The 24,924-nt window shown below is 38.4% G+C and carries 18 protein-coding genes and 1 pseudogene; all 19 read right to left on the minus strand.

Annotation, left to right across the window (positions count from 1 at the left end):
• Positions 1-198 precede the first annotated feature (198 nt).
• Complete coding sequence (locus tag ACGHIY_RS06360; RefSeq protein ID WP_004698561.1) at positions 199-1,584, minus strand: nucleobase:cation symporter-2 family protein; 1,386 nt, start codon at positions 1,582-1,584, stop codon at positions 199-201.
• Between the two features lie 145 nt (positions 1,585-1,729).
• Positions 1,730-4,280, minus strand: a pseudogene (xdh, locus tag ACGHIY_RS06365) (selenium-dependent xanthine dehydrogenase).
• A gap of 17 nt (positions 4,281-4,297) precedes the next feature.
• The gene (gene hydA / locus ACGHIY_RS06370; protein WP_390525378.1) at positions 4,298-5,647 is read right to left on the minus strand and encodes a dihydropyrimidinase; all 1,350 of its coding nucleotides are present in this window, start codon (positions 5,645-5,647) and stop codon (positions 4,298-4,300) included.
• A complete protein-coding gene (locus tag ACGHIY_RS06375; RefSeq protein ID WP_390525379.1) occupies positions 5,644-7,335 on the minus strand; it encodes a selenate reductase in 1,692 nt (563 codons plus the stop codon). The genes hydA and ACGHIY_RS06375 overlap by 4 nt, the downstream gene beginning before the upstream one ends.
• 28 nt (positions 7,336-7,363) lie before the next feature.
• Positions 7,364-8,692, minus strand: coding sequence for a putative aminohydrolase SsnA (gene ssnA, locus ACGHIY_RS06380; RefSeq protein ID WP_195394640.1), 1,329 nt, complete (start codon positions 8,690-8,692; stop codon positions 7,364-7,366).
• Positions 8,693-8,746: 54 nt separating this feature from the next.
• Entirely contained in the window at positions 8,747-9,682 is a 936-nt protein-coding gene (gene arcC / locus ACGHIY_RS06385) for a carbamate kinase (RefSeq protein ID WP_195394639.1), read from the minus strand.
• A gap of 68 nt (positions 9,683-9,750) precedes the next feature.
• A complete protein-coding gene (gene ygeW, locus ACGHIY_RS06390; RefSeq protein WP_004698646.1) occupies positions 9,751-10,944 on the minus strand; it encodes a knotted carbamoyltransferase YgeW in 1,194 nt (397 codons plus the stop codon).
• A 152-nt stretch (positions 10,945-11,096) separates the two neighbouring features.
• Complete coding sequence (locus ACGHIY_RS06395) at positions 11,097-12,407, minus strand: YgeY family selenium metabolism-linked hydrolase (RefSeq protein ID WP_004698551.1); 1,311 nt, start codon at positions 12,405-12,407, stop codon at positions 11,097-11,099.
• Between the two features lie 12 nt (positions 12,408-12,419).
• The gene (dpaL, locus tag ACGHIY_RS06400) at positions 12,420-13,631 is read right to left on the minus strand and encodes a diaminopropionate ammonia-lyase (RefSeq protein ID WP_390525380.1); all 1,212 of its coding nucleotides are present in this window, start codon (positions 13,629-13,631) and stop codon (positions 12,420-12,422) included.
• Positions 13,632-13,640: 9 nt separating this feature from the next.
• On the minus strand, positions 13,641-14,273 hold the full coding sequence (locus ACGHIY_RS06405) for a transcriptional regulator (protein ID WP_004698662.1): 633 nt from the start codon (positions 14,271-14,273) through the stop codon (positions 13,641-13,643).
• Positions 14,274-14,671: 398 nt separating this feature from the next.
• On the minus strand, positions 14,672-15,091 hold the full coding sequence (locus ACGHIY_RS06410) for a flavodoxin (protein ID WP_004696544.1): 420 nt from the start codon (positions 15,089-15,091) through the stop codon (positions 14,672-14,674).
• A gap of 10 nt (positions 15,092-15,101) precedes the next feature.
• Positions 15,102-15,689: a DUF3793 family protein gene (locus tag ACGHIY_RS06415; RefSeq protein WP_008714331.1), complete on the minus strand. Its 588-nt coding sequence runs from the start codon at positions 15,687-15,689 to the stop codon at positions 15,102-15,104.
• A 104-nt stretch (positions 15,690-15,793) separates the two neighbouring features.
• On the minus strand, positions 15,794-16,426 hold the full coding sequence (locus ACGHIY_RS06420) for a hypothetical protein (RefSeq protein WP_221740907.1): 633 nt from the start codon (positions 16,424-16,426) through the stop codon (positions 15,794-15,796).
• A 190-nt stretch (positions 16,427-16,616) separates the two neighbouring features.
• Positions 16,617-18,305 (minus strand): glutamine--tRNA ligase/YqeY domain fusion protein, encoded by a 1,689-nt coding sequence (locus ACGHIY_RS06425; RefSeq protein WP_390525381.1) that lies wholly within the window; start codon positions 18,303-18,305, stop codon positions 16,617-16,619.
• 82 nt (positions 18,306-18,387) lie between these two features.
• On the minus strand, positions 18,388-19,437 hold the full coding sequence (locus ACGHIY_RS06430; protein WP_316060926.1) for a D-glycerate dehydrogenase: 1,050 nt from the start codon (positions 19,435-19,437) through the stop codon (positions 18,388-18,390).
• Between the two features lie 123 nt (positions 19,438-19,560).
• Complete coding sequence (gene mscL / locus ACGHIY_RS06435; RefSeq protein ID WP_039965058.1) at positions 19,561-20,028, minus strand: large conductance mechanosensitive channel protein MscL; 468 nt, start codon at positions 20,026-20,028, stop codon at positions 19,561-19,563.
• 284 nt (positions 20,029-20,312) lie between these two features.
• On the minus strand, positions 20,313-21,980 hold the full coding sequence (locus ACGHIY_RS06440) for an ATP-dependent endonuclease (RefSeq protein ID WP_039965060.1): 1,668 nt from the start codon (positions 21,978-21,980) through the stop codon (positions 20,313-20,315).
• 172 nt (positions 21,981-22,152) lie between these two features.
• Positions 22,153-23,040, minus strand: a complete 888-nt coding sequence (locus ACGHIY_RS06445) for a DMT family transporter (RefSeq protein ID WP_008601469.1) — start codon at positions 23,038-23,040, stop codon at positions 22,153-22,155.
• 210 nt (positions 23,041-23,250) lie between these two features.
• Entirely contained in the window at positions 23,251-24,750 is a 1,500-nt protein-coding gene (gene thrC / locus ACGHIY_RS06450; protein WP_008601471.1) for a threonine synthase, read from the minus strand.
• Between the last annotated feature and the right edge of the window lie 174 nt (positions 24,751-24,924).

Genomic DNA, 24,924 nt, shown 5'->3' on the forward strand with positions numbered 1-24,924 from the left:
TCTCCTTTGCAATAATATTATTTAATTATATACCAAAGTAGTATACGATTCCATAAAAAAAGACCTCACTCCAAATCAGAGTGAGATCTTTTTAACAAACGAAACCATATATATTGATGTTTTACCTATACTAACAAGGTTTCTACTGTGAGAGACAATACATATAATCGCATGAGAGTAAACTCGTCTAACTATATCTTATTGGTAGAAATGTTTAGGATAACCTTTGAATCGTGTGAAGTGGCGATATTTACGAGTCGCACGATTAGGTTCGTTAACAGTTTTATAACCAAAACCATTAAACATTACATTTAAAATAACAGCTACTATACTACCAGCTGTGATACCAGATTTCAAAAGAATTTGAGCCCATGCTGGAAAGTGTGTATAGAATTGAGGTGCTGCAAGAGGAATCATGGATACCCCAATACTAATGGCAACTAGCATCAGGTTATAGTTACCATCGAAACTAACTTTACCAAGAGAACGAATCCCACTGGCGATAATCATGCCGAACATAGCAATCCCTGCGCCCCCTAGTACAGCATTTGGAATACAAGCTACGATAGCGGCTAATTTAGGGAAAAGGCCTAATAAAATTAAAATTACACCAGATGCTGCTACAACGAAACGACTCTTAACACGTGTTACAGCAATAAGACCTACGTTTTGAGCAAATGCTGTATACGGAAAACTATTAAGGATACCACCAATAATAGTAGACAAGCCATCCGCGCGAAGTACCGCAGCCAATTCATTTTGACCAATAGGTTTATCTACAATTTCACCTACCGCAATACTATCACCAGTTGTTTCTACCATAACTACGAGCATTACAATAATCATAGATACAATAGAAGCAAAGTCAAAGGTTGGAAGACCAAAATAGAATGGTGTTACAACAGAAATCCATTGAGAACGTCCTACCTCTGAAAAATCTGTAATACCAACAATCATAGCTAAGGCTGTACCGAGAATAAGGCCAACTAAGATTGCCAAATTACCAAGGAAACCTTTACCAAATCGATAAGTTAATATAACGAGAACAAATGTAGCTACACCAAGAGCTATGTATAGTGGATCGCCAAAGTTTTTATTGCCTACGCCACCCCCCATCCAGTTAACAGCTACTGGCATCAAGTTGATACCAATAATAGTAATGATAGTACCTGTTACTACAGGTGGGAATAGCCGAATCAAACGACTGAAAAATGGTGCCACAAGGAATGTAAAGAGACCAGCTACGATAATCGCACCGTAAATCGTATTGATATCATGCTGTTGACCAATCATAATCATAGGGCCTACAGAAGCAAATGTAACACCTTGAATAAGAGGAATACGCCCGCCAACTGGTCCGAATCCTAATGTTTGAATCAATGTAGCTACACCACATGTAAATAAGTCAGCTGTAATCAAACGAATTAAATCTTCAATTGGCAAATGCATAGCTTGTGCAATAATAATTGGTACAGCTACTGCCCCAGCATACATAGCCAGAACGTGCTGTAAACCATAAGCGAATAACTGCGGGATTGGCAGCATACCATCTACATGGTCGACACCAGATGCACCTTTACTCATAAGAATCACCTCATATCTTACGTTTTAGTTACTAGTTAAACAATATAGTCATACTATCGTACATGATAGAGTTTAGAAATCTCATCGACTTCACGTGGGAACCTTGATGGCTAGGGGCAAAAGCCCCTACCATTAAGCAAATATTCTATTTTTTATAACCTGTATGTTTAATCGGCAAGGACCTACGTGGTTCTCCGTCGATACGACGATACGCATTTGCAATAGCCGGTGCAATCGGAATGCTAGAGATTTCGCCAATACCTTTAGCTCCGTATGCATATTGTTCTGGTGTCCCTTTTTCGATAAGACTTACATGAATTGGAGGACATTGGGTAGCTCTAAGAAGTCCTAGCGTACCGTATTTAGATGTTACATACCCTTCTTTATAAGGGAAGTCTTCTGTAACTGCATAACCCATTCCCATAATGGCACCACCTTCGGCCTGACCTGTACAGGATTGAGGGTTCACTACACGACCTACATCGTATGCTACATGTAAATTAGCAACCTTATTGTCTTCACCAATTGTTGCTACACATGCACCATAACCATAGGCAACGTGATTTTTTGGATGCGATTTATCAGAATTAAATGGATCTGTTTCACCGAGGAACTCTTCATAAATCTCTACGCCATTCAGTTCTTCTAATGTTTTAGAATCTAACATTTCTTTTAAGCGAAGACTTGCTTTGCGCGTTGCTTCACCGGTAAAGAGCGTTTGGCGAGATGCAGTAGTTGTACCAGAATCTGGTGTGCGTACTGTATCAGGACGTTCTACAAATACTTTATCCGCCGTTAAGCCTGTTGTTTCACAAAGTACTTGTGTTGCCATAGTAGCCATGCCTTGACCAATACAAGCAGCACCCGTACGAATACGAACTTTACCATCACGTACTTCTAAAATAACACGACCCGTATCAGGTAGTCCTACACCAATACCACTATTTTTCAAACATACCGCAAGACCAGTACGATCAGAGGCATAATATGCATCTTTTACAGCTTCCAAACATTCTACTAAAGCGGTTTCTTTGGAACAAATTTGGCCGTTTGGTAATGAGTCACCAGGGCGTACAACATTTTTATAGCGGAATTCCCAAGGATCCATGCCTACCAACGCAGCTAATTCATCAATATTTTGCTCTTGACCAAAGATAGTTTGTGTTACGCCAAACCCACGGAATGCACCACCAGGAACAGTATTTGTATAAACACATACACCATCAAAGGCAAAATTATCAAAGTGATAAGGGCCACAAGAATGAGTACCAGCACGTTGAAGTACAGGACCACCTAAAGATGCATACGCGCCACAATTAGAAACGATATTTACCTTACTTGCTACCAGATTACCTTCTGCATCACAAGCTGTTGTAATATCCATTTCCATCGCATGACGTTTAGTATGGATATTAAGACTTTCTTGACGAGAGAATAGAACCTTAGTTGGTTTACCTGTAAGCCAAGCTACGAGAGATGCATGATGCTGTACGGTCATATCCTCTTTACCACCAAAGCCACCACCTACGAGCATGCTATGAACCTTTACAGATTCATTTGGAATGCCAAGCATACGAGCAACTTCACGCCGATCATCATAAACATTTTGGCTACCTGAATACAGATGAATTTCGTCTCCCTCACGATATGCAACGGCACATTCTGGTTCCATAAATGCATGGTCGGTTTGAGGCGTGGAATAATGATTTGTTACTACAAAAGCAGCCTCTGCAATAGCCTTATCTACATCGCCACGAGATAACGTTTGACGAGACAATACATTTCCCTCTGGATGTAATTGAGGAGCATCTGGTTTTAGCGCTTCCAATGGATCTAGTATAGGTTCTAATTCAGTATAATCAACTTCAACTAAAGCCAATACTTCATCTAGATACTTCTTCTCAGTAGTTGCTACCAATGCAATTGCATCGCCTACATAACGTGTAATATCACCTTCGGCGATAAGTACATCCCAATCCGGTACTAAATGACCAGTCTTATTGAATGGTACATCCTTAGCGGTCAATGCCGTTACACACGCTGGATGTTCAAGAGCTTTAGATACATCAACACGATCAACTCTAGCTCGTGGGTATTTAGAACGCAATGCTTTGGCATAAATCATGCCATCCATATAGATATCATCAGCATATTGTCCAGTACCTAATGCTTTTTCCTCAGCATCTACACGGTGTAAACGAGCGCCTACATTACCATTTGTATCCTTTTCTGGAACTGGTAAGTTCTCACGGAACATTTTTGCAGCTAACATAATGCCCTCTTCAATTTTTACATAGCCTGTACAACGGCAAATATTACCTAATATCGCCTTTTTAACATCGTCAGGTGTAGGGTCATTATTTTCGTCAATCAATACTTTTGCACTAATAATCATACCTGGTATACAGAAACCACACTGCACCGCTCCGCATTCACCAAAAGCATAGGTGTATACTGCTTTTTCTCGTTCAGATAAACCTTCAATCGTGACAATTGATTTACCATCTAATTGAGATAGTTTGCTTACACAAGCCTTTGCTTTTTTTTCCGTCTATAATTACTGTACACGTACCACATGCACCAGCACTACAACCTTCCTTAGTGCCCGTCAACTTTAAATCAGATCGCAAGAAATCAATTAAACGTTGATCCTCTTGAACCTCATATTGGGTGCCATTCACTTGAAAGCGGTACATATATAGCCCTCCTCTCATTAAGGAATACATTCACCAAGATACGATTCTGTTAAGGATCCATCTTGTACCACATGGTGACCTCTAAGGATAACATCTCGAACCTTGCCAGTTACAGATATTCCTTCGTAAGGTATATAGTCAGCCTTTGTATGGGCGGACTCTTTTGAAAGCACATGTTCTATATGCTTATCTACAATTGTTATATCCCCATCACTACCTACAGCTAATGTACCCTTCTTGGGATACATGCCATATAGCTTTGCTGGGTTTTCACTAACTAATTTCATAAAATCTACAGCGCTCATATTGCATTGGTTAACCAACACATCATAAGCAATGATGCCCCGTTCTTCGGCTCCAGGAATACCTCCAGGAATTCGGGTAAAGTCATGACGACTCTTTAATTTTTGATCATTAAAGGTAAAGCTACAATGGTCGGAACCAATGGTTTGAAAAACACCATTTACTAGTGCATCCTTCAATGCCATTTGATCTCGTATCGTTCTAAGTGGAGGACTCATCACAAATTTAACCCCTTCAAAATCAGGTAATTTATATCGTGATTCATCAAGCACCAAATACTGTGGACATGTTTCACAAGTGACTTGATGTCCTAATGCCCGCTCACGTAGAACTTCATCTACACCTTCTTTAGAACTTACATGCACAATATGCACGGGATACTCTAATGCAGCACCAATTGTACTAAATCGCTTAATCGCTTCCGATTCAATCATGGCCGGTCTTGTGAGTGGATGATTGTCTACATCTAATTCACCACGTTTACGTTTATCTGCTACAAAGGCATCGATAAGATCACCGTTTTCACAGTGAGCCCCTACAAGCGCCCCCGTTGGTTTTATAGCTTCAATAGCATCATAAATTTCTCGATCTGTTAAACGGAAGCCATACGCTAGGTACACTTTAAAAGACGATACACCAGCTTCTACAACCTTTGGTATTTCATGAGATACCTCTTCATTCATTTCTACAAGCTCCATATGGAATTTGTAGTCACAGGAGCAGCGCCCTGCGGCACGCTCCTTGTGAACTTCTAAACCTTTACAAAGGGAGCCATCCTCGGGAGAAGCAAAATTGATGATTGAAGTAGTCCCACCAAGTATAGCAGCCTTCGTACCACTATCAAAATCATCCGCAGTCGATGCTAAAGTATTGGTCATTTGAAAGTGCGTATGAGGATCTATAAATCCTGGGAATACGTAGCAACCTTTTGCATCAATTACTTTAGCCCCTTCTGGAACAGGAACGTGTTCATCGATGGTGACAATTTTGTCGCCATCAATTAATAAATCTCCGGTAAGGATTCGATCAGCTAAGACCAATTCCCCTTGTTGTATGATAATCATGATACATAGTACACATGCTCTTTACAGAAGGCATGTACAACTCCTTTCAATTCTTTAGGTAATGCATCAATGTCACATACGGCTTCTTCACCTTTGAAGCGATAACCACAGCTAGTGCCTTTGATGTAGAAACCATCATTTGTACTATCTGCTAAAGCTTCAGCATTGTGGAAGAATGTAATGCGATCCTTGTATGGTTGACAAGGTTCTACGCAATGACATGCACAGTTACCACACTCATTACAGCTTTGATCAACATGGACGATCAATTTAGCATCATTTACAGTAACGACTTCATTACATCTATTAGGACATACGCGAACACAAGCGCCACAAACTACGCGGCAGTGGTAGTCAGAGCTACGTGTACCTGGGAAAGATGGCATTGCTTCACGTTTTTTCTTCATAGCATCGCTCTTTTTGAAAATTTTGTTCTCAGCGATATCTTTAGCGAGTTTAGCTATAAGTTCTTTATGAACTTTTAAAGCAGCATTGTAATCAGTAGATTCTACTTCGTCTGCTAAGCCTTTGAAAGTATTGTAACCTTCGCCTTGCAGAAGAATTGTACATACTGTTACCGGCCAGATACCGCAATCAAAGATAGCTTTGATGTTTTGTTTTACGGCACCGCCGCTGTAAGACATTGGTAAACGTTCGCCGAATTGAGCACTTAGGAGCTCAGCTACACCAATTGTTACAGGTAATAAGGATTTACCAGACATGTACATTTGCTCGCCTGGCAATTCATTGTTGTGAATTTGTACAGGGAATGTATTTGTCAATTTAACGCCAAAAATCTTGTTATGTTTTTCACCAAGAGCGATAAGACGTTCTAACATTGGAACAGCTTTGTCAAATTGAAGGTCAACTTCAAACTGGTGATCTTCAAAGTCAATGTACTCAAAGCCAGCGTTATCCAATAATTCTCTAATGCGTTTTGGACCTAACAATGTAGGATTGCATTTTAAGTATAGGTGAAGACCTTTTTCACTGATAAGGTAAGAACAAATGGATTCGATTTCTTCTGCTGGGCAACCATGCATTGTGGACAATGTGATTGCTTGACAAAGTTCATCACCAATAGAGTTGATGAAATCAGCATCGATATGTTCAAATTCATCTACGTGGTCAAGGCACCATTGTTTACATGTATCCCACATTGGAGATTGAGATGCACTGCGCATTGTGTTGATGAATTTATCAACCATAGGGCTCTTGATACCAGCCAAGTTGTAGCCAACACTCATGATGAATAAAAAGCCATCTGGATTGCCTAAACCTAATTCTTTAGAGATTAATTTCAATGCGAACCAAGCTTTGATATATTCATCAGCAGCTTCATCACAGCTATATTCAGAAGACCACTCTACGTTATAGGCTTCGTCTACAGAGTAGATACAAGGTCTAGGAATACCTAATTCTTCACCGTACATGATTTGTACGGTTTTTAATTCGATGCAACGAGCACCAGCTACATAGGATGCCACAATGTTTTGTGCCAACTGTGTATTAGGGCCAGCTGCTGGGCCTACAGGATTTTCAATGGATTTACCAAAGATAGATAAGCGTTGATCATGATTCGTACGATGAATTTTATTTACATTGTAAATACGATTGTACATCTTGTACTCAGTCATAATGTGGTTCATCAAATTTCCGAAACTTACCGGATACATAATGTCACTCATAATGTCACACTCCTTTAAAGCGTTTGCGTTATGGGTTTAGTCGTTTCCATAAACCTTTAGATGTTGCTAAAACTTCGTCCATTACTTCAGCTTTATCAATGCCTTGTAATTTACGATCAATCATGCGTGGTACACCATCACTAATAGTTGTTACCACATACATACCATTAGTACCGAATAGTAAGTGACCATTGATGTTGTTTTCATCAAGTGGTGTTGGTGCTGCGTAATCAAGAACAATTACGTCAGCTGCGGCACCTTTTTTAAGGATGCCTACCGTAGTATCGAAGAATTCATTAGCCATTTTGCGATTGTTTTCAAATAGCATATGAGGTACTTCGCCCCAGCCTACATATGGTTTATGTTGCTCATGTTTCACGAGACAATTCGCTACTTTATAAGATTCGAGCATATCATTTGTATAACCATCTGTGCCAAGCCCAACAGTGATCCCTGCATCTAATAGTTTTAAGATATCTGTCGTGCCTACTGCATTACCCATATTACTTTCTGGGTTATGTACGACCTTAGCTTGAGAGTTTTTCAATAATGCCACATCTTCGTCAGTTACGTGTACACAGTGACCAGCGATGCTCTTAGGGCCTAAAATACCTGCCTCTACGAGGCGTCTAACAGGTGTCATGCCATATTTTTCTTTACTATCTGCCACATCTTCTGGGCCTTCAGCAACATGAACGTGATATCCTAACTTGTCTTCATTTTGTGCTTTCACATAATCTAATGTTTCAGGACTTAGAGTAAAGGATGCATGTAAGCCCATCATAGCAGCGAGTCTAGATGGATCTTTTTTAGCCTCTTTACCAAAACGTACATTTTCTGCAACAGCGGCTTTCATCTGATCAACACCGTTACGGTCAGACACTTCGTAGCACAAGCAAGAGCGAACACCAAACTGTTTAGCTACATCTGCAATGATGGATAAGCTGTTAGGCACTTCACCATAACTTGCGTGATGGTCAAAAATAGTAGTTACACCATTTTCGATACAGCCTAAATACGTAAGTAATGCACTTGCTTTTACATCAGGAGCGGTCAATTTATTATCTAAGTAGAACCAAAGTCCTTCCAAGATTTCACCGAAGTTAGTCGGTGCCGGACCTGGCAATGATAAACCTCGTGCAAGAGCGGAATAAATATGGTGATGTGCATTAATGAAACCTGGCATAATTAGGCCACCATGAGCATCAATGATTTCTGCATTTACATACGTTTTACATAATTCATCATATATACCAATATCAACAATTTGAGTCCCGTCGATAGCAATAGCACCATCATAAATGATAGGTCTATCAGCGTCGCGAGTAATAACAGTACCTTTTCCTAATATAATCATGTGGGCACCTCCTCAACGATTCGTTGAAATGCATACTTATAAACTTATATATTATTATAATACGATACGTGTGCCTGTTTTTCCTGCTATACCATCTTTAGATTTCTCTAATAATGTGATAATTGAAACACGGCCTTTTTGGGATTCTGCAAATGCTATAGCGGCTTCTACCTTTGGTTTCATCGAGCCTTCTGCAAACTCACCAGCTGATACAAATTCTTTAGCTTGTGTAACGGTTATTTCATCAAGCCATTTTTCATTTTCTTTACCAAAGTTAATGGCAACCTTTTCAACAGCTGTTAAAATAACGAGAACATCAGCATCAATTTCTTGGGCCAATAAACTACTAGTCCAATCTTTATCAATAACAGCGGCTGCACCATGAAGTTCATTACCTTCTTTAGTTACTGGGATACCTCCCCCACCACAAGCAACAATTAATTGTTTACCTACTAAACCTTTAATTGCTTCTAGTTCAATAATTTCTTTTGGTGCTGGAGATGCCACCACACGACGATAACCACGTCCCGCATCTTCTTTTACCACATAATCGTAATTCTTTTCTGCGTATTCAGCTTCTTCCTGAGTCATAAAGTGTCCAATTGGTTTTGTAGGATTTTGAAAAGCTGGGTCATTTTGATCAACAAGTACTTGTGTAACCATAGTCATTGTTGGCAAATCTTTTATACCACGATTTAAGAGCTCTTCGTGAAGAGCATTTTGTAAGTCATAACCAATATAAGCTTGGCTCATTGCTACACATACAGATAATGGAGTGTTTGGTTGACCTTCTACTTCACGAGTCAATGCAGCCATCGCATTGTTGATCATACCAATTTGAGGTCCATTACCATGTGTTACCACTACATCACAATCAGCTTCTACTAAATCAATAATTGTTTTAGCTGTACTTTTTACAGCAATTTTCTGTTCTGGTAAGGAATTGCCTAATGCATTTCCCCCTAATGCTACTACAACTCTCTTTTTCATGTTATGCCTCATAACAAACTATTAAGAATAAAAGGAGCCATCAATACGGATGGCCCCTAAACTTTACTTTACGGTTGAACTCGTTCGGTTCCCTTCCGTTCTAATTCTTTTAAGGTTTCTACAGGATTTTTAAATTTGCTAAGGAAAATCATAGCTGCAATAACATATGGTTTGTAGCTTGCTTCCTTATAAAGAGGTATGCGGTAGCGATCAAATACTGTTGCATCTACTTCGCCTTCTTCACAACTTACACCTGTAATATCTGCTGGTAAGCAATGTAAGTAAAGAGCTTTGCCGTCCTTTGTGAGACTCATCATCTCTTCCGTACATGCCCAATCTTTATGTTTACCATTTTCTTCAAGAAGAACTTTTTCTAATGCTTTAATACCTTCATGATCATTTTCACCATACAGTTTTGTACGTTTTTCCATTGCACCGAATGGAGCCCAGCTCTTAGGATATACGATGTCTGCATCTTTGAAAGCATCCTTCATGTCGTTAGTTCTACGGAATGAACCGCCGCTAGCTTCAGCTTGTTTCTTAGCGATTTCTTCAACTTCCGGCATTACTTCATACCCTTCTGGATGTGCTAATACAACTTCCATACCGAGACGAGTGAATAAGCCAATAGCACCTTGAGGTACGGATAAAGGTTTACCATAAGATGGGGAGTATGCCCAAGTCATAGCAATCTTTTTGCCTTTAAGGTTTTCTACACCGCCGAATTCTTTGATGATATGAGCTGTATCAGCCATGATTTGTGTAGGATGGTCAATATCACATTGTAGGTTTACAAGCGTTGGGCGTTGCTCTAGTACACCATCTTCATGACCTTCTTTAACTGCATCAGATACTTGATGCATATAAGCATTCCCTTTACCAATATACATATCATCACGAATACCGATAACATCTGCCATAAAGGAAATCATATTAGCTGTTTCACGAACTGTTTCACCGTGAGCGATTTGAGATTTGCCTTCATCTAAATCTTGAACTTCAAGGCCTAGCAAATTACAAGCGGAAGCAAAGGAGAAACGAGTTCTTGTAGAGTTATCGCGGAATAAGGAAATGCCAAGACCGCTGTCAAATACTTTAGTGGAGATATTGCGTTCTCTAAGAGCACGCAATGCATCAGCTACTGCCCAAACACCTTTTAATTCGTCATCAGATTTTTCCCAAGTTAGGAAGAAATCTTCGCCGTACATTTTACTAACATCTAAGCCTTGTAGTGTTTCAATACTTTTATTGAAGTCTGTCATCTGTAAGTCCTCTCTTTCAATTCCCTAAAGGGCTACTTAGGATCTAACTTTATACGATGCCTCATCAAATGTTGAGGTACCATATGAAATTCTTAATATCAACTATTTTCAGTTATTTTCGTTAAAATAGATCTAATTCAATATATGTGATATTAGTCTTTGCAGTATACGGATGGTAACAATGCATATACAGCGGCACATGTTACAAGATCTTGTTTCCATGTAATTTCGTTAGGAGCATGTGCTTGTGCTTCTGCGCCAGGACCGAAGCCAATACAAGGGATGCCATTACGACCCATGATAGATACACCATTTGTGGAGAATGTCCATTTATCAGTTAATGGGCGAGCTTTACGCATTTCAACTGTATCTTCTGCACCAATACGTTCGTTGCCATATAAGCTAGTGTATGCTTCTTCCAAAGCTTCTGTTACTTTATGATCTTTAGGAATTACCCAAGTTGGGAAGTAGCATTCGATTGGATAGGTTAAACCAGTCCAAGATGGACGAGCATATTCGTACATGGATACTTTCGCACCATATTCTTTAACATGTGGTAATTCTTCGATTTCTGCCAAGCAACTTTGCCAAGTTTCACCAGCAGTCATACGACGGTCCAAGGAAATAGCGCAGGAGTCAGCTACTGCACAACGGCTTGGAGAAGTATAGAAAATTTGGGAAGTAGTTACTGTACCGCGACCTAAGAAGCGAGCTTCTTCATAGTGGTCAGGGTTAAATTTTGGATCAAGCATTTTAACAAGGCCCTTAATTTTTGTGCTTTCATCAGCAGAGTTAGCATTCAATTCACGGATGTCTTGAAGTATATCTGCCATTTTATAAATTGCGTTGTCACCGCGTTCAGGAGCAGAACCATGGCAAGATACGCCTTGTACATCTACACGAATTTCCATACGACCACGTTGCCCACGATAGATACCGCCATCAGTTGGTTCTGTAGATACTACAAATTCAGGACGGATATTACGTTCTTTAATCATGTATTCCCAGCAAAGGCCATCACAGTCCTCTTCTTGTACGGTGCCTACAACAAGTACACGATATTTATCACTTAGAAGTCCTAAATCTTTCATAATCTTAGCGCCGTATACAGCGGATACGATACCACCCAATTGGTCAGATACGCCACGACCACCAATTTTAGTTTCGTCTTCGAAACCATCGTATGGATCAAAATCCCAATTATCACGATTGCCAATACCAACTGTATCAATATGTCCATCAAAGGCAATGAGGGTTTTTCCTGTACCCATATATCCAAGAATATTCCCCATAGGATCTACTTCAACTTCATCAAATCCTAGATCTTTCATCTCTTGTTCTATACGTTTTACATGATCTTTTTCTTCAGCACTTTCACCTGGGAATGCTACGATCTCACGTAAAAACTTTGTCATCGCTGGGCCATAAGTTGCCGCTGCTTGTTTAATTGCTTGTAAATCCATAATTAATGCCTCCTAACGATCTTCACCATACCACATAATATTTTTATATCTTTCAGGGTCCGTATCACCTTCAGTGGAGAAACAGAGTACCTTTGAAGACGCATCTAGTTCTAACTCTTTCCGTAAGTCTTCATATTCCGGCATTGTCATAATTGCCATTACAAGACCTAATGGAACTGCACCAGACTCTCCAGTAGTAATTGGAGTATCGCCTTTAATCGGTGCACCGCCAACGCGCATGCCTAAACGTGCCACCCAGTCAGGCGCAGAAACGAATACATCTGCATGATTTCTCAAAATTTCCCAAGAAACTGTGTTCGGTTCACCACAAGCTAAGCCTGCCATGATTGTTTCTAAATCACCCTCTACGATACGAGGTTTACCATCATCAGCTACAGCACCTTTGTATAAACAAGCTGCAGCTGCCGCTTCTACAACAACTAATTTAGGTTTTTTAGCCACATTGCTGTATAGATTAGTGAAGTAACCCACTACAGAACCGGCAAGGGAACCTACACCAGCTTGTACAAATACATGTGTAGGAACTTTACAATTATCAGCTTCTAATTGATTGGCTGTTTCCATAGCCATGGTGCCATAGCCTTGCATAATCCAGTTTGGAATTTCTTCATAACCTTCCCAGGCAGTATCTTGAACTACAACACCGTTAGGAACTTCTTTAGACTTTTTGGTTGCTAAGCGTACACACTCATCGTAGTTGAAGTCTTCGATTGTTACGGTAGCTCCTTCGTTTTCGATTTGTTTTCTACGATATTCTGTAGAGCCCTTTGGCATAAATACTACAGATTTTTGACCTAATTTATTAGCTGCCCATGCTACACCGCGACCGTGGTTACCATCAGTGGCAGTAAAGAATGTAGCTTGACCAAACTCTTCTTTTAATTTTGCAGATGTTAATACATCATATGGTACATCCTCAACAGCTTTACCAGTTTGTTGCGCCACATATTTTGCCATCGCATAGGAGCCGCCTAATACCTTAAATGCATTAAGGCCAAATCGGTAGGATTCATCTTTTACAAAGAGTGCATCAACACCGATATAAGACGCTAAATTCTTAAGCGATACAAGTGGAGTAACGCTATATTGTGGAAAACTTTCATGAAACGCTTTAGCTTTCTTAACCTCTCTAACATCCATAACGGACAAAAACTTGTCACTTGATGGTGCCATTGTATTACGTTTCCACTGAATTCGTTCCATATTTGCCTCCTAGGATTCTTCCTTTACAGTATTTAAATCACTATAAAGAGTAAACTTAGAAATATTAAAATACTCTGCTATCTTCTCAGAAGACTTCGAGATAAGAAAAGCCCCTTTTTCGTTTAAATAGGTAATAGCTTTTAAGCGTTCCACCTTATTCATCAATGGTCCTGGTTTACCAACTAAACGCTCTACGTCTAGTAATAAATCATCTAATAGTTCCGATACACTCGTCGTAATTTTTTCAACAGATCCTGCATCTTCCTGACCTGTATTGACCAAACTATCCAAAAGTCGATGCATCATAACAAACTCTGTTATATCTTGGTTAATCCCCAACAAGTATGCTATACGACCTGTATCATCACGAATATACATGGTAGAAGATTTTAATATTCGACCATCTTTAGTCTTTGTGAGATAACCAAATCTGCCCTCGCTACCATCGTCATGACTCAGCACATCTAAAACCACATGCGATGGGCCATCACCAACATGTCTATTAGTTATAGTTCCATTCTCAATATATACAAGAGAAGAATTAATATCCCCTTGTAAATCATGAATCAATACTTCACAGGATGGTCCAAATTGTACCGCTAATCCATGGGCTATGACTTTTATTCGCTCTAATGTACTCATTGAAATAACCCCTCTTTCAATGTCATAGATTAACCTTTCCCGTTTAAATTACGCTAGCCCGGTTAATAGCTAATATAAAATTAACCCTAACTATTTTTGTATCAACCTAAATTTTTGTTAGGTTCTTTAACTAAATTATAGGACTATGTGTACAAAAACGCAATATAATTATGTATTAAAGTTATTTATAATTATGCGCTTATATACACAAATAGAGATAAAGATAAATAAACATTATGATTTTCATCACATTTACTTATCGATATCAAAATTTTTAATGACCTTTGCTCCATCATATCAATCATAAGTACATACAAAAAAGGCTGTAATAACGAATTATCGTCATTACAACCTTTTATTATTAACTATTAGTATTTATGTTAGTAATTAAAATCAAATTAAGCGTTTGCTAATGTTTTACCTAATTCTTGGCATTGTGCATTACCATCATCATCAGGTTCGCCCAAGATTGCTACGCCATCAGCCACTAATTCGCCACCAGCATCTTTAATTCGAGTGCCCCAGTCTTCCAACCAAGTACCACCCCAACCATAGGAGCCAAAGATCGCTATTTTTTTACCACTCAACTTGCCTTCTAGTTCAGTGTAGAATGGTTCAAATTCGCCTTCTTCTAATTGTTCTGCACCCATATCAGCACAGCCAAGAGCTAATTTTTCATAAGCGGCTGCTTCATCAACAGATACTTCAGAAACGGATTTTACTTCAACTTCTTGACCTGCAGCTTTAATACCTTCAGCTACTTCATAAGCCATGCGTTCTGTATTGCCTGTACCGGACCAAAAAATTACACCAATCATCTTGTACCTCCTAGGCCGTTCTTGCGACCAATGAACTAAATGTTTTTCCCAACATCAATTGAGTTTGACAAAATTCACGACATGCTTTGTAACACAAGAAAGAGCGTTGCGCATTTACCACATCATGGTAAACCTTCCACTCTCCGCACATTCGGTATCCCCCACCACGATAAGAAATAAAACATTTCACATCCTTTAATGGGTAACCTAGAAAAATGCCGATTTCATGTGGAAACTCAATGCTTACTTCCATACGATATCTAAGATGTTCGAGCATCTCCATAATGCTCATTCGATCATGATAACCGTAGGCTTTCAAAAATAACATCACCGCAGGTTGCCGTACATAGTCTCTTAATTGCTTCTCACGGAATACCAATAATAGTCTTCGCGCTTTACAACGACATAATTCAAAGAAGAACAATCCTTTTTCATTGAACGCTTTATTATACTCTATCAATACAAATTGGATTTGTTCATTCATGTCCCGTGGAATAGAAACCAAGTTCGATAGCTTAATACCTCGAATTGCCGGTGCACAATGATATCCAATGATATGGTCAATTGAATTCATCATAATAGTACCTGCCTGTTGCACATCGTTAGAATTTCCTCTAATGAGAATAATTCCTATAGGCTCATAGTACTCTTGATGAGAAAAATTGTCAAGAATAATTGATATATATTTTCAATAATTATTAATTATTTGGTATGTAATAAACCTTTAACTTTAGGGAATACAACACTATCATTAGCTTCATCAACAGCGATTAAATGAGCATTTGGTCCTGTATATTTATCTTCAGAAATACTAATATGTAATATCTCATTATAAGAATTATTATTAGCTACACTTTTATATTTCAATGTACCTTCATAGGCATTGCCTTGTTTTACTAATGGATTTATTACCGTAAAAGTGCCAAGCGCAGGGCTCTCACCCTTGTTAATAGCAGCGGCCAATGCACCAATTGAGGAAGAATCTGTATTCATATGTTTTGCTTCACTCATACGACCAGATAATTGTTTACCTAATACAACATTAGCATAAACAGCATATCGCATTTCGTTTTCTGTTTTAATATTTAATGTATATACATCTGCAGAAGATACACCTGCTTCAAGAAGTACAGATTTAACGTCTTTTTTCCCTTCCCCTGCAAATAATGCTTTAGGATTGTTTTGATACATAGTAACACCTTCAGGCAATTTAACACCTTGATATGTTACAGTTTGACTTCTATTTAAAATGGACTTGATATTTGCTGCAGAACCAGTAGCTGGCACAGATGCCAACACAGCCGCTGCCGTAGCAAGTAATACTAATTTCTTCATGTTTTTCCTCATCAAAGCTTTAATATAATAAGCTAGCAATACAACATCTAGAGATTAAAGCCAAACAATGGCTTAGGCTATTCTAAATATCTATTGTCATTAAAGTATTTATAGTAATAACCCAGTGTTAAAGAACCGCCCACCAAGGAGCGGTTCTTTAACATTATAGTAATATAAAATAAGCGTTATATTATTTCTTTTGTGCCTTAGCCCAACTATCGCGTAAACCAACAATACGGTTCATCACAATATGTTCTGAAGTACTGTCTTTATCAGTTACAAAGTAACCTTGACGCAAGAATTGGAAATGATCACCTGGTACAGTATTAGCAAGACATGCTTCCCCTTTACTATGGAATACTTGTAAGGAGTCATGGTTGAAATCGCCCAAGAAGTCTTTACCATCCGAATCTTCTTTAAGTAAATAATCATATAAGCGAGATTCAATATCTACTGCAGTAGATGCTTCAACCCAGTGCAATGTCCCTTTTACCTTACGAGTACAACCGCTACCACTCTTAGTTTCTGGATCATATGTACAGTGTATTTCTGTAATATTGCCATTTTCATCTTTAATAACATCAGTACATGTAATGAAGTATGCACCTTTTAAGCGTACTTCTTTACCTGGTGCCAAGCGGAAGAATTTCTTAACTGGCTCTTCCATAAAGTCATTGCGTTCAATGTAGATTTCACGACCGAATACAACTTCACGGTTACCCAACTCTTCATTTTCTGGATTGTTTTCAACTGTGCAAAGTTCAGTTTGACCTTCTGGATAGTTCGTAATAACAACTTTCACAGGATCAATAACTACCATAGGGCGTGTAGCTTTGAGTTTCAAATCTTCACGGATACAGAACTCAAGCAAAGCAATATCAACAACGCTATCCGCCTTCGCTACACCAATGCGATCACAGAAATCACGAATAGATTCCGGTGTATAACCACGACGGCGCAAACCAGAAATAGTAGGCATACGAGGATCATCCCAACCAGCTACAAGGCCTGCCTCAACAAGAGCACGCAATTTACGTTTGGACATAACCATTTTAGTTACATTCAAGCGAGCAAACTCAATTTGTTGAGGAATTTCAGTATCATCCCATTCCTCTAACACCCAATCATATAATGGCCGGTGAACTTCAAATTCCAATGTACAAATAGAATGCGTAATGCGTTCAATAGCATCTTCGATAGGATGGGCAAAATCATACATAGGGTAAATTTTCCACTCATTACCCGTATTATGATGCTCTGTATTTACAATACGATAAATAACAGGATCACGCATTACGATATTAGGATGCGCCATGTCGATTTTTGCACGCAATACCTTTTCCCCATCTTTATACTTGCCAGCCTTCATTTCTTCGAAGAGTGCCAAGTTTTCTTCTACACTACGCTCACGGTATGGACTATTGACACCAGGAGTAGAGAAATCGCCGCGATTTTGTTTAATTTCATCTGCACTTTGATCATCTACATAAGCCTTGCCAAGGGTGATTAATTTCTTAGCATACTCATACATTTGGTCAAAATAATCAGATGCATAGCGTGGTTGTTCATTCCAATCAAATCCAAGCCATTTAACGTCTTCCATGATGGAGTTTACATATTCGACATCTTCTTTTACAGGATTTGTATCATCAAAGCGAAGATTTGTTAAGCCATTGTATTGTTTACCAATACCAAAGTTGAGGCAAATAGATTTAGCATGTCCAATATGCAAGTAACCATTTGGTTCTGGTGGAAAGCGAGTCAATACACGGCCACCGTATTTGCCAGTTTCGTTATCTTTGTTGATAATAGCTTCAATAAAGTTAACAGATACAACTTCTTCAGGAGCTACATCTTTTTCAATGTCTTTATGTTCCAACGTTCTTACCTCCATAGGAAAAATATTCTTTTATTTTACCATATTTTGTATAAAACCGCATATCTTTTAATGTCTTCCACTTTTAGTCGAAATCAGTTAAATCAACGCCAGCCTTTTTAAGCTCTTCTAGCGCAGACTCTACATCCATTTGAGGTTTCTTATAATTTACTTCTTCATTTACACATGTTTTTAAAGGTTTCTTATGAACGCCGGCAATAATATTATCCGCTGTCAAAATAGACATGTCATAACGAGTTCTATCTGTGTAAGAGCCAATATGCGGTACAATAAGGCAGTTTTCTACATCTAACAATGGATGATCCGCTGGTAATGGTTCTGGATCCGTTACATCGAGGGCAGCATAATCGATTTCACCCATTTTAAGAGCATTGATAAGTGCATCAGTATCTACGATAGGTCCACGACCAACATTAACAAATAAAGCTGTATTCTTCATCTTCTTGAAAAACGCTTCATCACACATATGATATGTTTCATCTGTCAATGGAGCCATAACGCATACTACATCACTAATGGCTAATAAATCATCTAACTCCATATAAGTAGTCTTATGAATCTTATCATCCAAACGTTGATTACGATTATGATACACAACAGTCATACCAAACGCACGGGCACGTCGAGAAATGGATACGCCGATAGCCCCCATGCCAATGATACCAAGAGTGCGACGACTTAAATCAAAACCTTTAATATTAGAAGGTCTTTGAGCCCAACGACCGTCTTTTACAAAGTTAGCATTTTCTATAATACGACGACTAGCCGTGGCAATCAACGTAAATGCAAGTTCTGCTACCGTTTCATTGAGAACACCTGGCGTATTGCCATAAGGAATACCTGCCACTGTTAGTTCATCAATATTTACATTATCATAACCTACGGCCGCTTGTGCTATAACCTTTAAATTTGGCGCATTCTTTACAAGATCACCATCTACATCTAAAGGTCGTACACACCACAAACCATCCGCATCAATGAGCCATTCCTTCAGTACCTCACGAGGCATCACTGTTTTTTCAGTCCATTGGCGCACATCTACATGCTCTTTTAAATATGCAATCGCATCTTTGCGAACCAGTCCATTTACTACTACTAGAGGTTTCTTTTCCATGTATATCCCTCCCTAAAAAATTCTATATATTATAATTATATTTTATACTAGAAAGCTAACGTAATACAACAAAAAGGAGTAAGGTCAAAACCTCACTCCTTTTATGTATAATTTAAATTTGAACTAGTTCAAATCTGCAGTACAGTTAGGGCATTTAACTGCATTGATATTGATTTCAGATTTACAGAATTGACATTCTTTCGTTGCAGGTGCTTCTGCAACTTCCTCTTCTTTCGCAGATTTCATCATTTTAGCCAAACCACGAACCATCAAGAATACAACAAATGCCAAAATCAAGAATTGAATCAAATCAGTAATAAATGTACCATATGGCAATACAGATCCAGCTGCACGAGCTGTAGCAATATCAGCACCAGACATGAATGCATCTTTAGAACCTGTGCTCAATGGCAAGTACAAATTACTAAAATCAATACCACCTGTGAATACACTGAGAATAGGCATGAATAGGTTGTTTACAACAGAATTAACCAATGCTGTGAAAGCAGCACCAATAATCATACCAATAGCTAGGTCCATCATATTGCCTTTGAAAGCAAATGCTTTAAAGTCATTTAGAAAGTCTTTCATTTTCATACTCCTAGATACGTTTAATTGAGAATGCATTAATAACAGTACTAATCATAAAATAAAGATAAAAAGATGTCAAGAAATTTCGATGTAGTTTTTAAAATTTAGTTAATATAGTTTTTTATAATTCTATCTATTATAGTAATAAATCGCTTATTATGCGTATTTTTTACACCATATTTCCTATGCCTACACTCTAAAACGCTATGTTACCTTCGAAAAAATAGAGTCTAACAAAACTTTGGTCAGACTCTATTAATTAGAAGTAGTAATGTATTACTCCATTAACCTAAGCCTAGCGAAAGAAGTTTAGCACGCTCTATTACTGCAATAAATGCAGGTGGTATCATGGAAGCATCTAAAAATTGACTAATACGTCGCCCTACAATTACTCCTTTATTAGCATAAAACCAAGAGAAGTAATAGATATGTAAATCATCCAACTTACGATCCGAAATATTTGGTAAACATCGTTGTACAATTTGGCTTTTAGTAATACCTAATTTAGCATAACCACGCCGCGCCATATCCTTTGTTACCATTGGACGAGCGTCATCAATAATGTCCTTGATGATGGCATCCATTATGGAACGCTTGTGCATCGCAAGTAGATACGATACAAAATCCATTTCAAAACAAATTTCCTCCGTATAGAATATATTGCTATGTGCTTTTGCATATTTTCCCTCTACATCGCGATCATAGAGAGCTACTGTAGGAATAGAGAATCTATTAAACAATTTTTGCAATTTACTGATAGAGGACTCGCCCCGAGCGTTGATAAGACAGATTCCAAAATAGTCAAAGTCCACGCCTAATTTTTTACCAAAGCCTGTAAAGCTACCGTACTCAGTCTCCCCTTCTACGATGATAATACACCGAGCGTATAGAGCCTCTTTTGCCTCAGGAAAATGCATAATCAAGTGTTTCTCTACCTCTTTAGGAAAATTGAAAGTAACTCCACACGCTGCACAGACCATATTATTTTCATCCCGATAAAGCCGAATAATATGACGATAATCGTCAACTAGCGCATCCGTACTGTGAGTAACCACAAAGAGCTGTCCTAACAATCCATCTATTTTAAAAATATCTCGCAGCAATGCTAAAAACTCTTCATTTTCATTAGTTGCAATTTGACGGTAATAATTGAGCACAGCCCGTTGCAAATACGGACTTAAATGTAGCTCAGGCTCATCCACACTTATAAAGATTGGTAAAAACTTGTATCCCTTTGCATCATATACAAGTAAAGATTCTAAATTTGTAGTTGCACTACTCACTTTCATATAAATTTGAGCCAAAATCTTGAGAGCCACAGCCATAATCAATCGTACATTATCAGCAGAATACTTACGTTCCATAGCGGAGGATGTAGACAATACCTCTACAAGATGTTGAATATTGAGCATACAGTAAGGATCTAAATCCTTACGTAAACTAACAATTTCACGCTGAAAATCATCAGTAGGCATTTCTAATCGAGACACATAAGCTTGTAATAGCTGTCCTAATTCTACATATATAGAGGACGGTATAGAAAACAGTTCCTGCTCTGAGGTATCGCGATGACACACATATAAAGCATGACGAATCATAGACAACGGCATAGGCTCAATCCCTGCATCAGTGACTCTGTATAATCGTGGATATACCTCTTGTACAACTTGTTCAAGTCGTAAACGGTAGGTAGGTCCCTCATCAGCAGTATACATGCTTTTATAATTTAACTCACCTAGAGATATTTCAAAATCAATGCGAATAGGCTTATTTACATCCGTAAAATCACTTTCAATAAAACCATGGCACTCCATGATAATTTCTAAGAGATCTAAAAAATTAGACTTACCTACCGCATTTTCACCGACAAAGTAATTAATATCATTGTGAAAGCTTAGCGTTACATCGGCTAAGTTCCTATAGTTTTCAATATGCATCCATTTTATATACATAGCTCCTCCGTCTGTAGCTACTTTCAAAATGAAAAAGCTCTAGTATATTTCATTACAATAAATCACTAACTAATACCCCTGTATTTTATCTTTTATGTAAAAAGGTGCCAATCACGAATGTAATCAGCACCCCCACTGTCATATACAGTCTGATACTGTATATATTCGACATTTATTTAATTTTATCCTCTATAACCTTGCCCTCTCTTAATGGACCACTCTGTTCTTTAAGACGCGCCAACATGACAGAGGATATAAACATAGCAATACCAGCTCCTACTGTTGCTATGGATAAGCTTTCACCAAAGATCAAGAACCCATAGAAGGAACTAATAAATACGCCAACGTATTGCAAGAATTGAGCCACTACAGCATTGGTCGTAACAAAGGCGCCAGTCAAGAAAAACTGAGCCACTACACTAATACCACCGATAGCGAAGATAATGAGCCAATCTGTACCTTGAGGCATAACGAGCTTATCAGTAGTGACGAGGCCCGCAATCATGCCAGTAATCATGAAATAGGCCATGATTTCAAAATTACTATGTTTTCCGCGTTTACTAATAGTTCGTATCGTCGTATAGGCCGCCGCAGCTAAAGCAGCACCTAAAATTGCTACCAATGCATACCAAGAAAATGATTCATAACTAAAAGGATTTACCATTACTAAGACAGCAATCAAAATGACTCCAAGCCATTTGCCAGCCCCTTTAGGTATCGATTCCTTCAGAAACAGAGCACTAAAGATAAAAACAAATATTCCTGTCGTCTGAAATAGAATTGTTGCATCAGATAATTTTATGTGTACCAATGCTATGAAATTACATACCATACCAAAACCGCCGTATAAGCCACGCATGACGAGGAGCCCCCGATCCTCTTTTGAAAAACGGATGCCCTTCACATACATAATAATGAGCACCGCAACAGTCCCAAAGAACCCACGGGCAAAAGCGATCTCCCCAGGTGGAATATTTGTCCCTAACAGTTTTACAAATACATTCATCGTACTAAATAAAAGTGCGGATAACAATGCATATATAAGGCCCTTTTTAGCCATAGCCCCTCCTATAATTATATTTCTCTATATAATTATAAACCCATATTTCTATAAATAATGAATACATCAATACATACTAACAAAATTCCATATCATATGATGAATGTTAATTTAATGAGAAAATGAATTTAATTGGTTAATCAATAAAAAATGATTACTCAATAAAAAACATATAGATATGCCGCCCTTCTAAGGAAAGGCGGCATTGTATTATTTAGAGAATGTATCTACAAAATCTAAGATTTCTTGTTTCATATTCTCTTTGTCGATTGCTTTTGTAAAGCGCAATGGTTTGGATTGTAAGGCTTCCAATTGTTTAGGGAAGGCAACACCCGTTACAGCAGAGATATTATCTAAGCTTTCATAAGGAGTCTCGCCCACCTTGATATCCAATGCCTCACAGATTGGTGTAGGAAATTTAAATGGATGTGCTGTAGATGCAATCACTGTATGACGAGCGCCATCTTCAGGATGCTTCTCCAACTCCTTCATATACGCCCCCATAGCAACTGCCGTATGAGGATCCATTACATAACCGTAAGAATTATATACTTGTTCAATGATTGCTTTTGTTTCTTCATCATCAACGTAGGCACCAGCAAAATCAGTCTTAACACGTTTGAACTCTTCTTCATTAACAGTTAATTTGCCTGTTGTTTTAAGATCTTTCATCCATCCTACTGTACGTTCGCTATCTTCACCAGAAATATAATATAAGAATCGTTCAAAGTTAGAGGATTCAAGAATATCCATAGATGGAGAAATCGTCGTATAGAATGGGCGGTTCATATCGTAGGTACCGTTTTCAAAGAAGTCAGTAAGTACGTTATTTTGATTAGATGCACAAATCAATTTGCCGATAGGAATCCCCATTTTTTTAGCATAGTAAGCAGCCAAGATATTACCGAAGTTACCTGTTGGAACTACAACGTTGAAAGCTTCATCTTCATGGATTGCACCTTGTGCAACCAGTTCAGCATAGGCATTTACATAGTAAACTACTTGTGGAGCTAAACGACCAATATTGATAGAGTTCGCACTGGAGAACATAATACCTTTTTCAGCAACCTCTTCAGCAGTCGCTTTATCAACAAAGAGGCGTTTCAAGAATTGTTGAGCATCGTCAAAATTGCCATGAATAGCCGTAACATTAACATTCTCCCCTTCTTGTTTTTGCATTTGTTCCGCTTGCATAGGACTAACGCCATCAGTCGGGTAGAATACTTGAATATGAGTTCCCGGTACATCCTTGAAGCCCTCAAGAGCTGCTTTACCAGTATCACCAGAGGTAGCCGTTAAGATAAGAACCTCTTTTTTCTCACCTTCCGCCTCTTTAGCTGCCACTAACAAATATGGGAATAAGGACAAGGCCATATCTTTGAAAGCTTGTGTGCGGCCATGGAATAATTCCAACACGGAAACCTTTTCCAATAAAGAGTGTAATGGTGCAATATCACGGGTGCTGAAGTTAGCATCGCAATAAGCAGAATTAATCATTTCATTTAAATGAGCTTCGGAAAAGCATGGAAACAACTTTGCTAAAACAACGGCTGCTACTTCTTGGTAGTTTTTATCTTTCACATCATTGTAAGTTAAGCAGTTTGTAGGAAATAAAGATGGTACATATAGGCCACCATCCTCTGCTAAGCCGTGCAACAATGCATATGTTTCATTTACCGCAACGGTACCTCGGGTGCTAGTATAATTCATGGAATACCTCATTCATGACTACAATGGATTTTTACGAGTTTAATAGATTTATTATAGCATAAAAGCGCCCACTTGGGGCGCTTTCTATAGAATTATATAATAAATTTTTAATCTAATAGATAAAACCAAATATTACTAACTAATTAAGTGAATATACAGCTTTCCAATATTAAT

It is taken from the genome of Veillonella parvula, from assembly GCF_042850485.1.
GTDB classification, from domain to species: domain Bacteria; phylum Bacillota; class Negativicutes; order Veillonellales; family Veillonellaceae; genus Veillonella; species Veillonella parvula_Q.

Coding starts and splice junctions, on each gene's coding strand:
- ACGHIY_RS06360 (WP_004698561.1), bottom strand. CDS start 1,584: ATGAGTAAAGGTGCATCTGGTGTCGACCATGTAGATGGTATGCTGCCA.
- hydA (WP_390525378.1), bottom strand. CDS start 5,647: ATGATTATCATACAACAAGGGGAATTGGTCTTAGCTGATCGAATCCTT.
- ACGHIY_RS06375 (WP_390525379.1), bottom strand. CDS start 7,335: ATGAGTGACATTATGTATCCGGTAAGTTTCGGAAATTTGATGAACCAC.
- ssnA (WP_195394640.1), bottom strand. CDS start 8,692: ATGATTATATTAGGAAAAGGTACTGTTATTACTCGCGACGCTGATAGA.
- arcC (WP_195394639.1), bottom strand. CDS start 9,682: ATGAAAAAGAGAGTTGTAGTAGCATTAGGGGGAAATGCATTAGGCAAT.
- ygeW (WP_004698646.1), bottom strand. CDS start 10,944: ATGACAGACTTCAATAAAAGTATTGAAACACTACAAGGCTTAGATGTT.
- ACGHIY_RS06395 (WP_004698551.1), bottom strand. CDS start 12,407: ATGGATTTACAAGCAATTAAACAAGCAGCGGCAACTTATGGCCCAGCG.
- dpaL (WP_390525380.1), bottom strand. CDS start 13,631: ATGGAACGAATTCAGTGGAAACGTAATACAATGGCACCATCAAGTGAC.
- ACGHIY_RS06405 (WP_004698662.1), bottom strand. CDS start 14,273: ATGAGTACATTAGAGCGAATAAAAGTCATAGCCCATGGATTAGCGGTA.
- ACGHIY_RS06410 (WP_004696544.1), bottom strand. CDS start 15,091: ATGATTGGTGTAATTTTTTGGTCCGGTACAGGCAATACAGAACGCATG.
- ACGHIY_RS06420 (WP_221740907.1), bottom strand. CDS start 16,426: ATGAAGAAATTAGTATTACTTGCTACGGCAGCGGCTGTGTTGGCATCT.
- ACGHIY_RS06430 (WP_316060926.1), bottom strand. CDS start 19,437: ATGGAAAAGAAACCTCTAGTAGTAGTAAATGGACTGGTTCGCAAAGAT.
- mscL (WP_039965058.1), bottom strand. CDS start 20,028: ATGAAAGACTTTCTAAATGACTTTAAAGCATTTGCTTTCAAAGGCAAT.
- ACGHIY_RS06440 (WP_039965060.1), bottom strand. CDS start 21,980: ATGTATATAAAATGGATGCATATTGAAAACTATAGGAACTTAGCCGAT.
- ACGHIY_RS06445 (WP_008601469.1), bottom strand. CDS start 23,040: ATGGCTAAAAAGGGCCTTATATATGCATTGTTATCCGCACTTTTATTT.
- thrC (WP_008601471.1), bottom strand. CDS start 24,750: ATGAATTATACTAGCACCCGAGGTACCGTTGCGGTAAATGAAACATAT.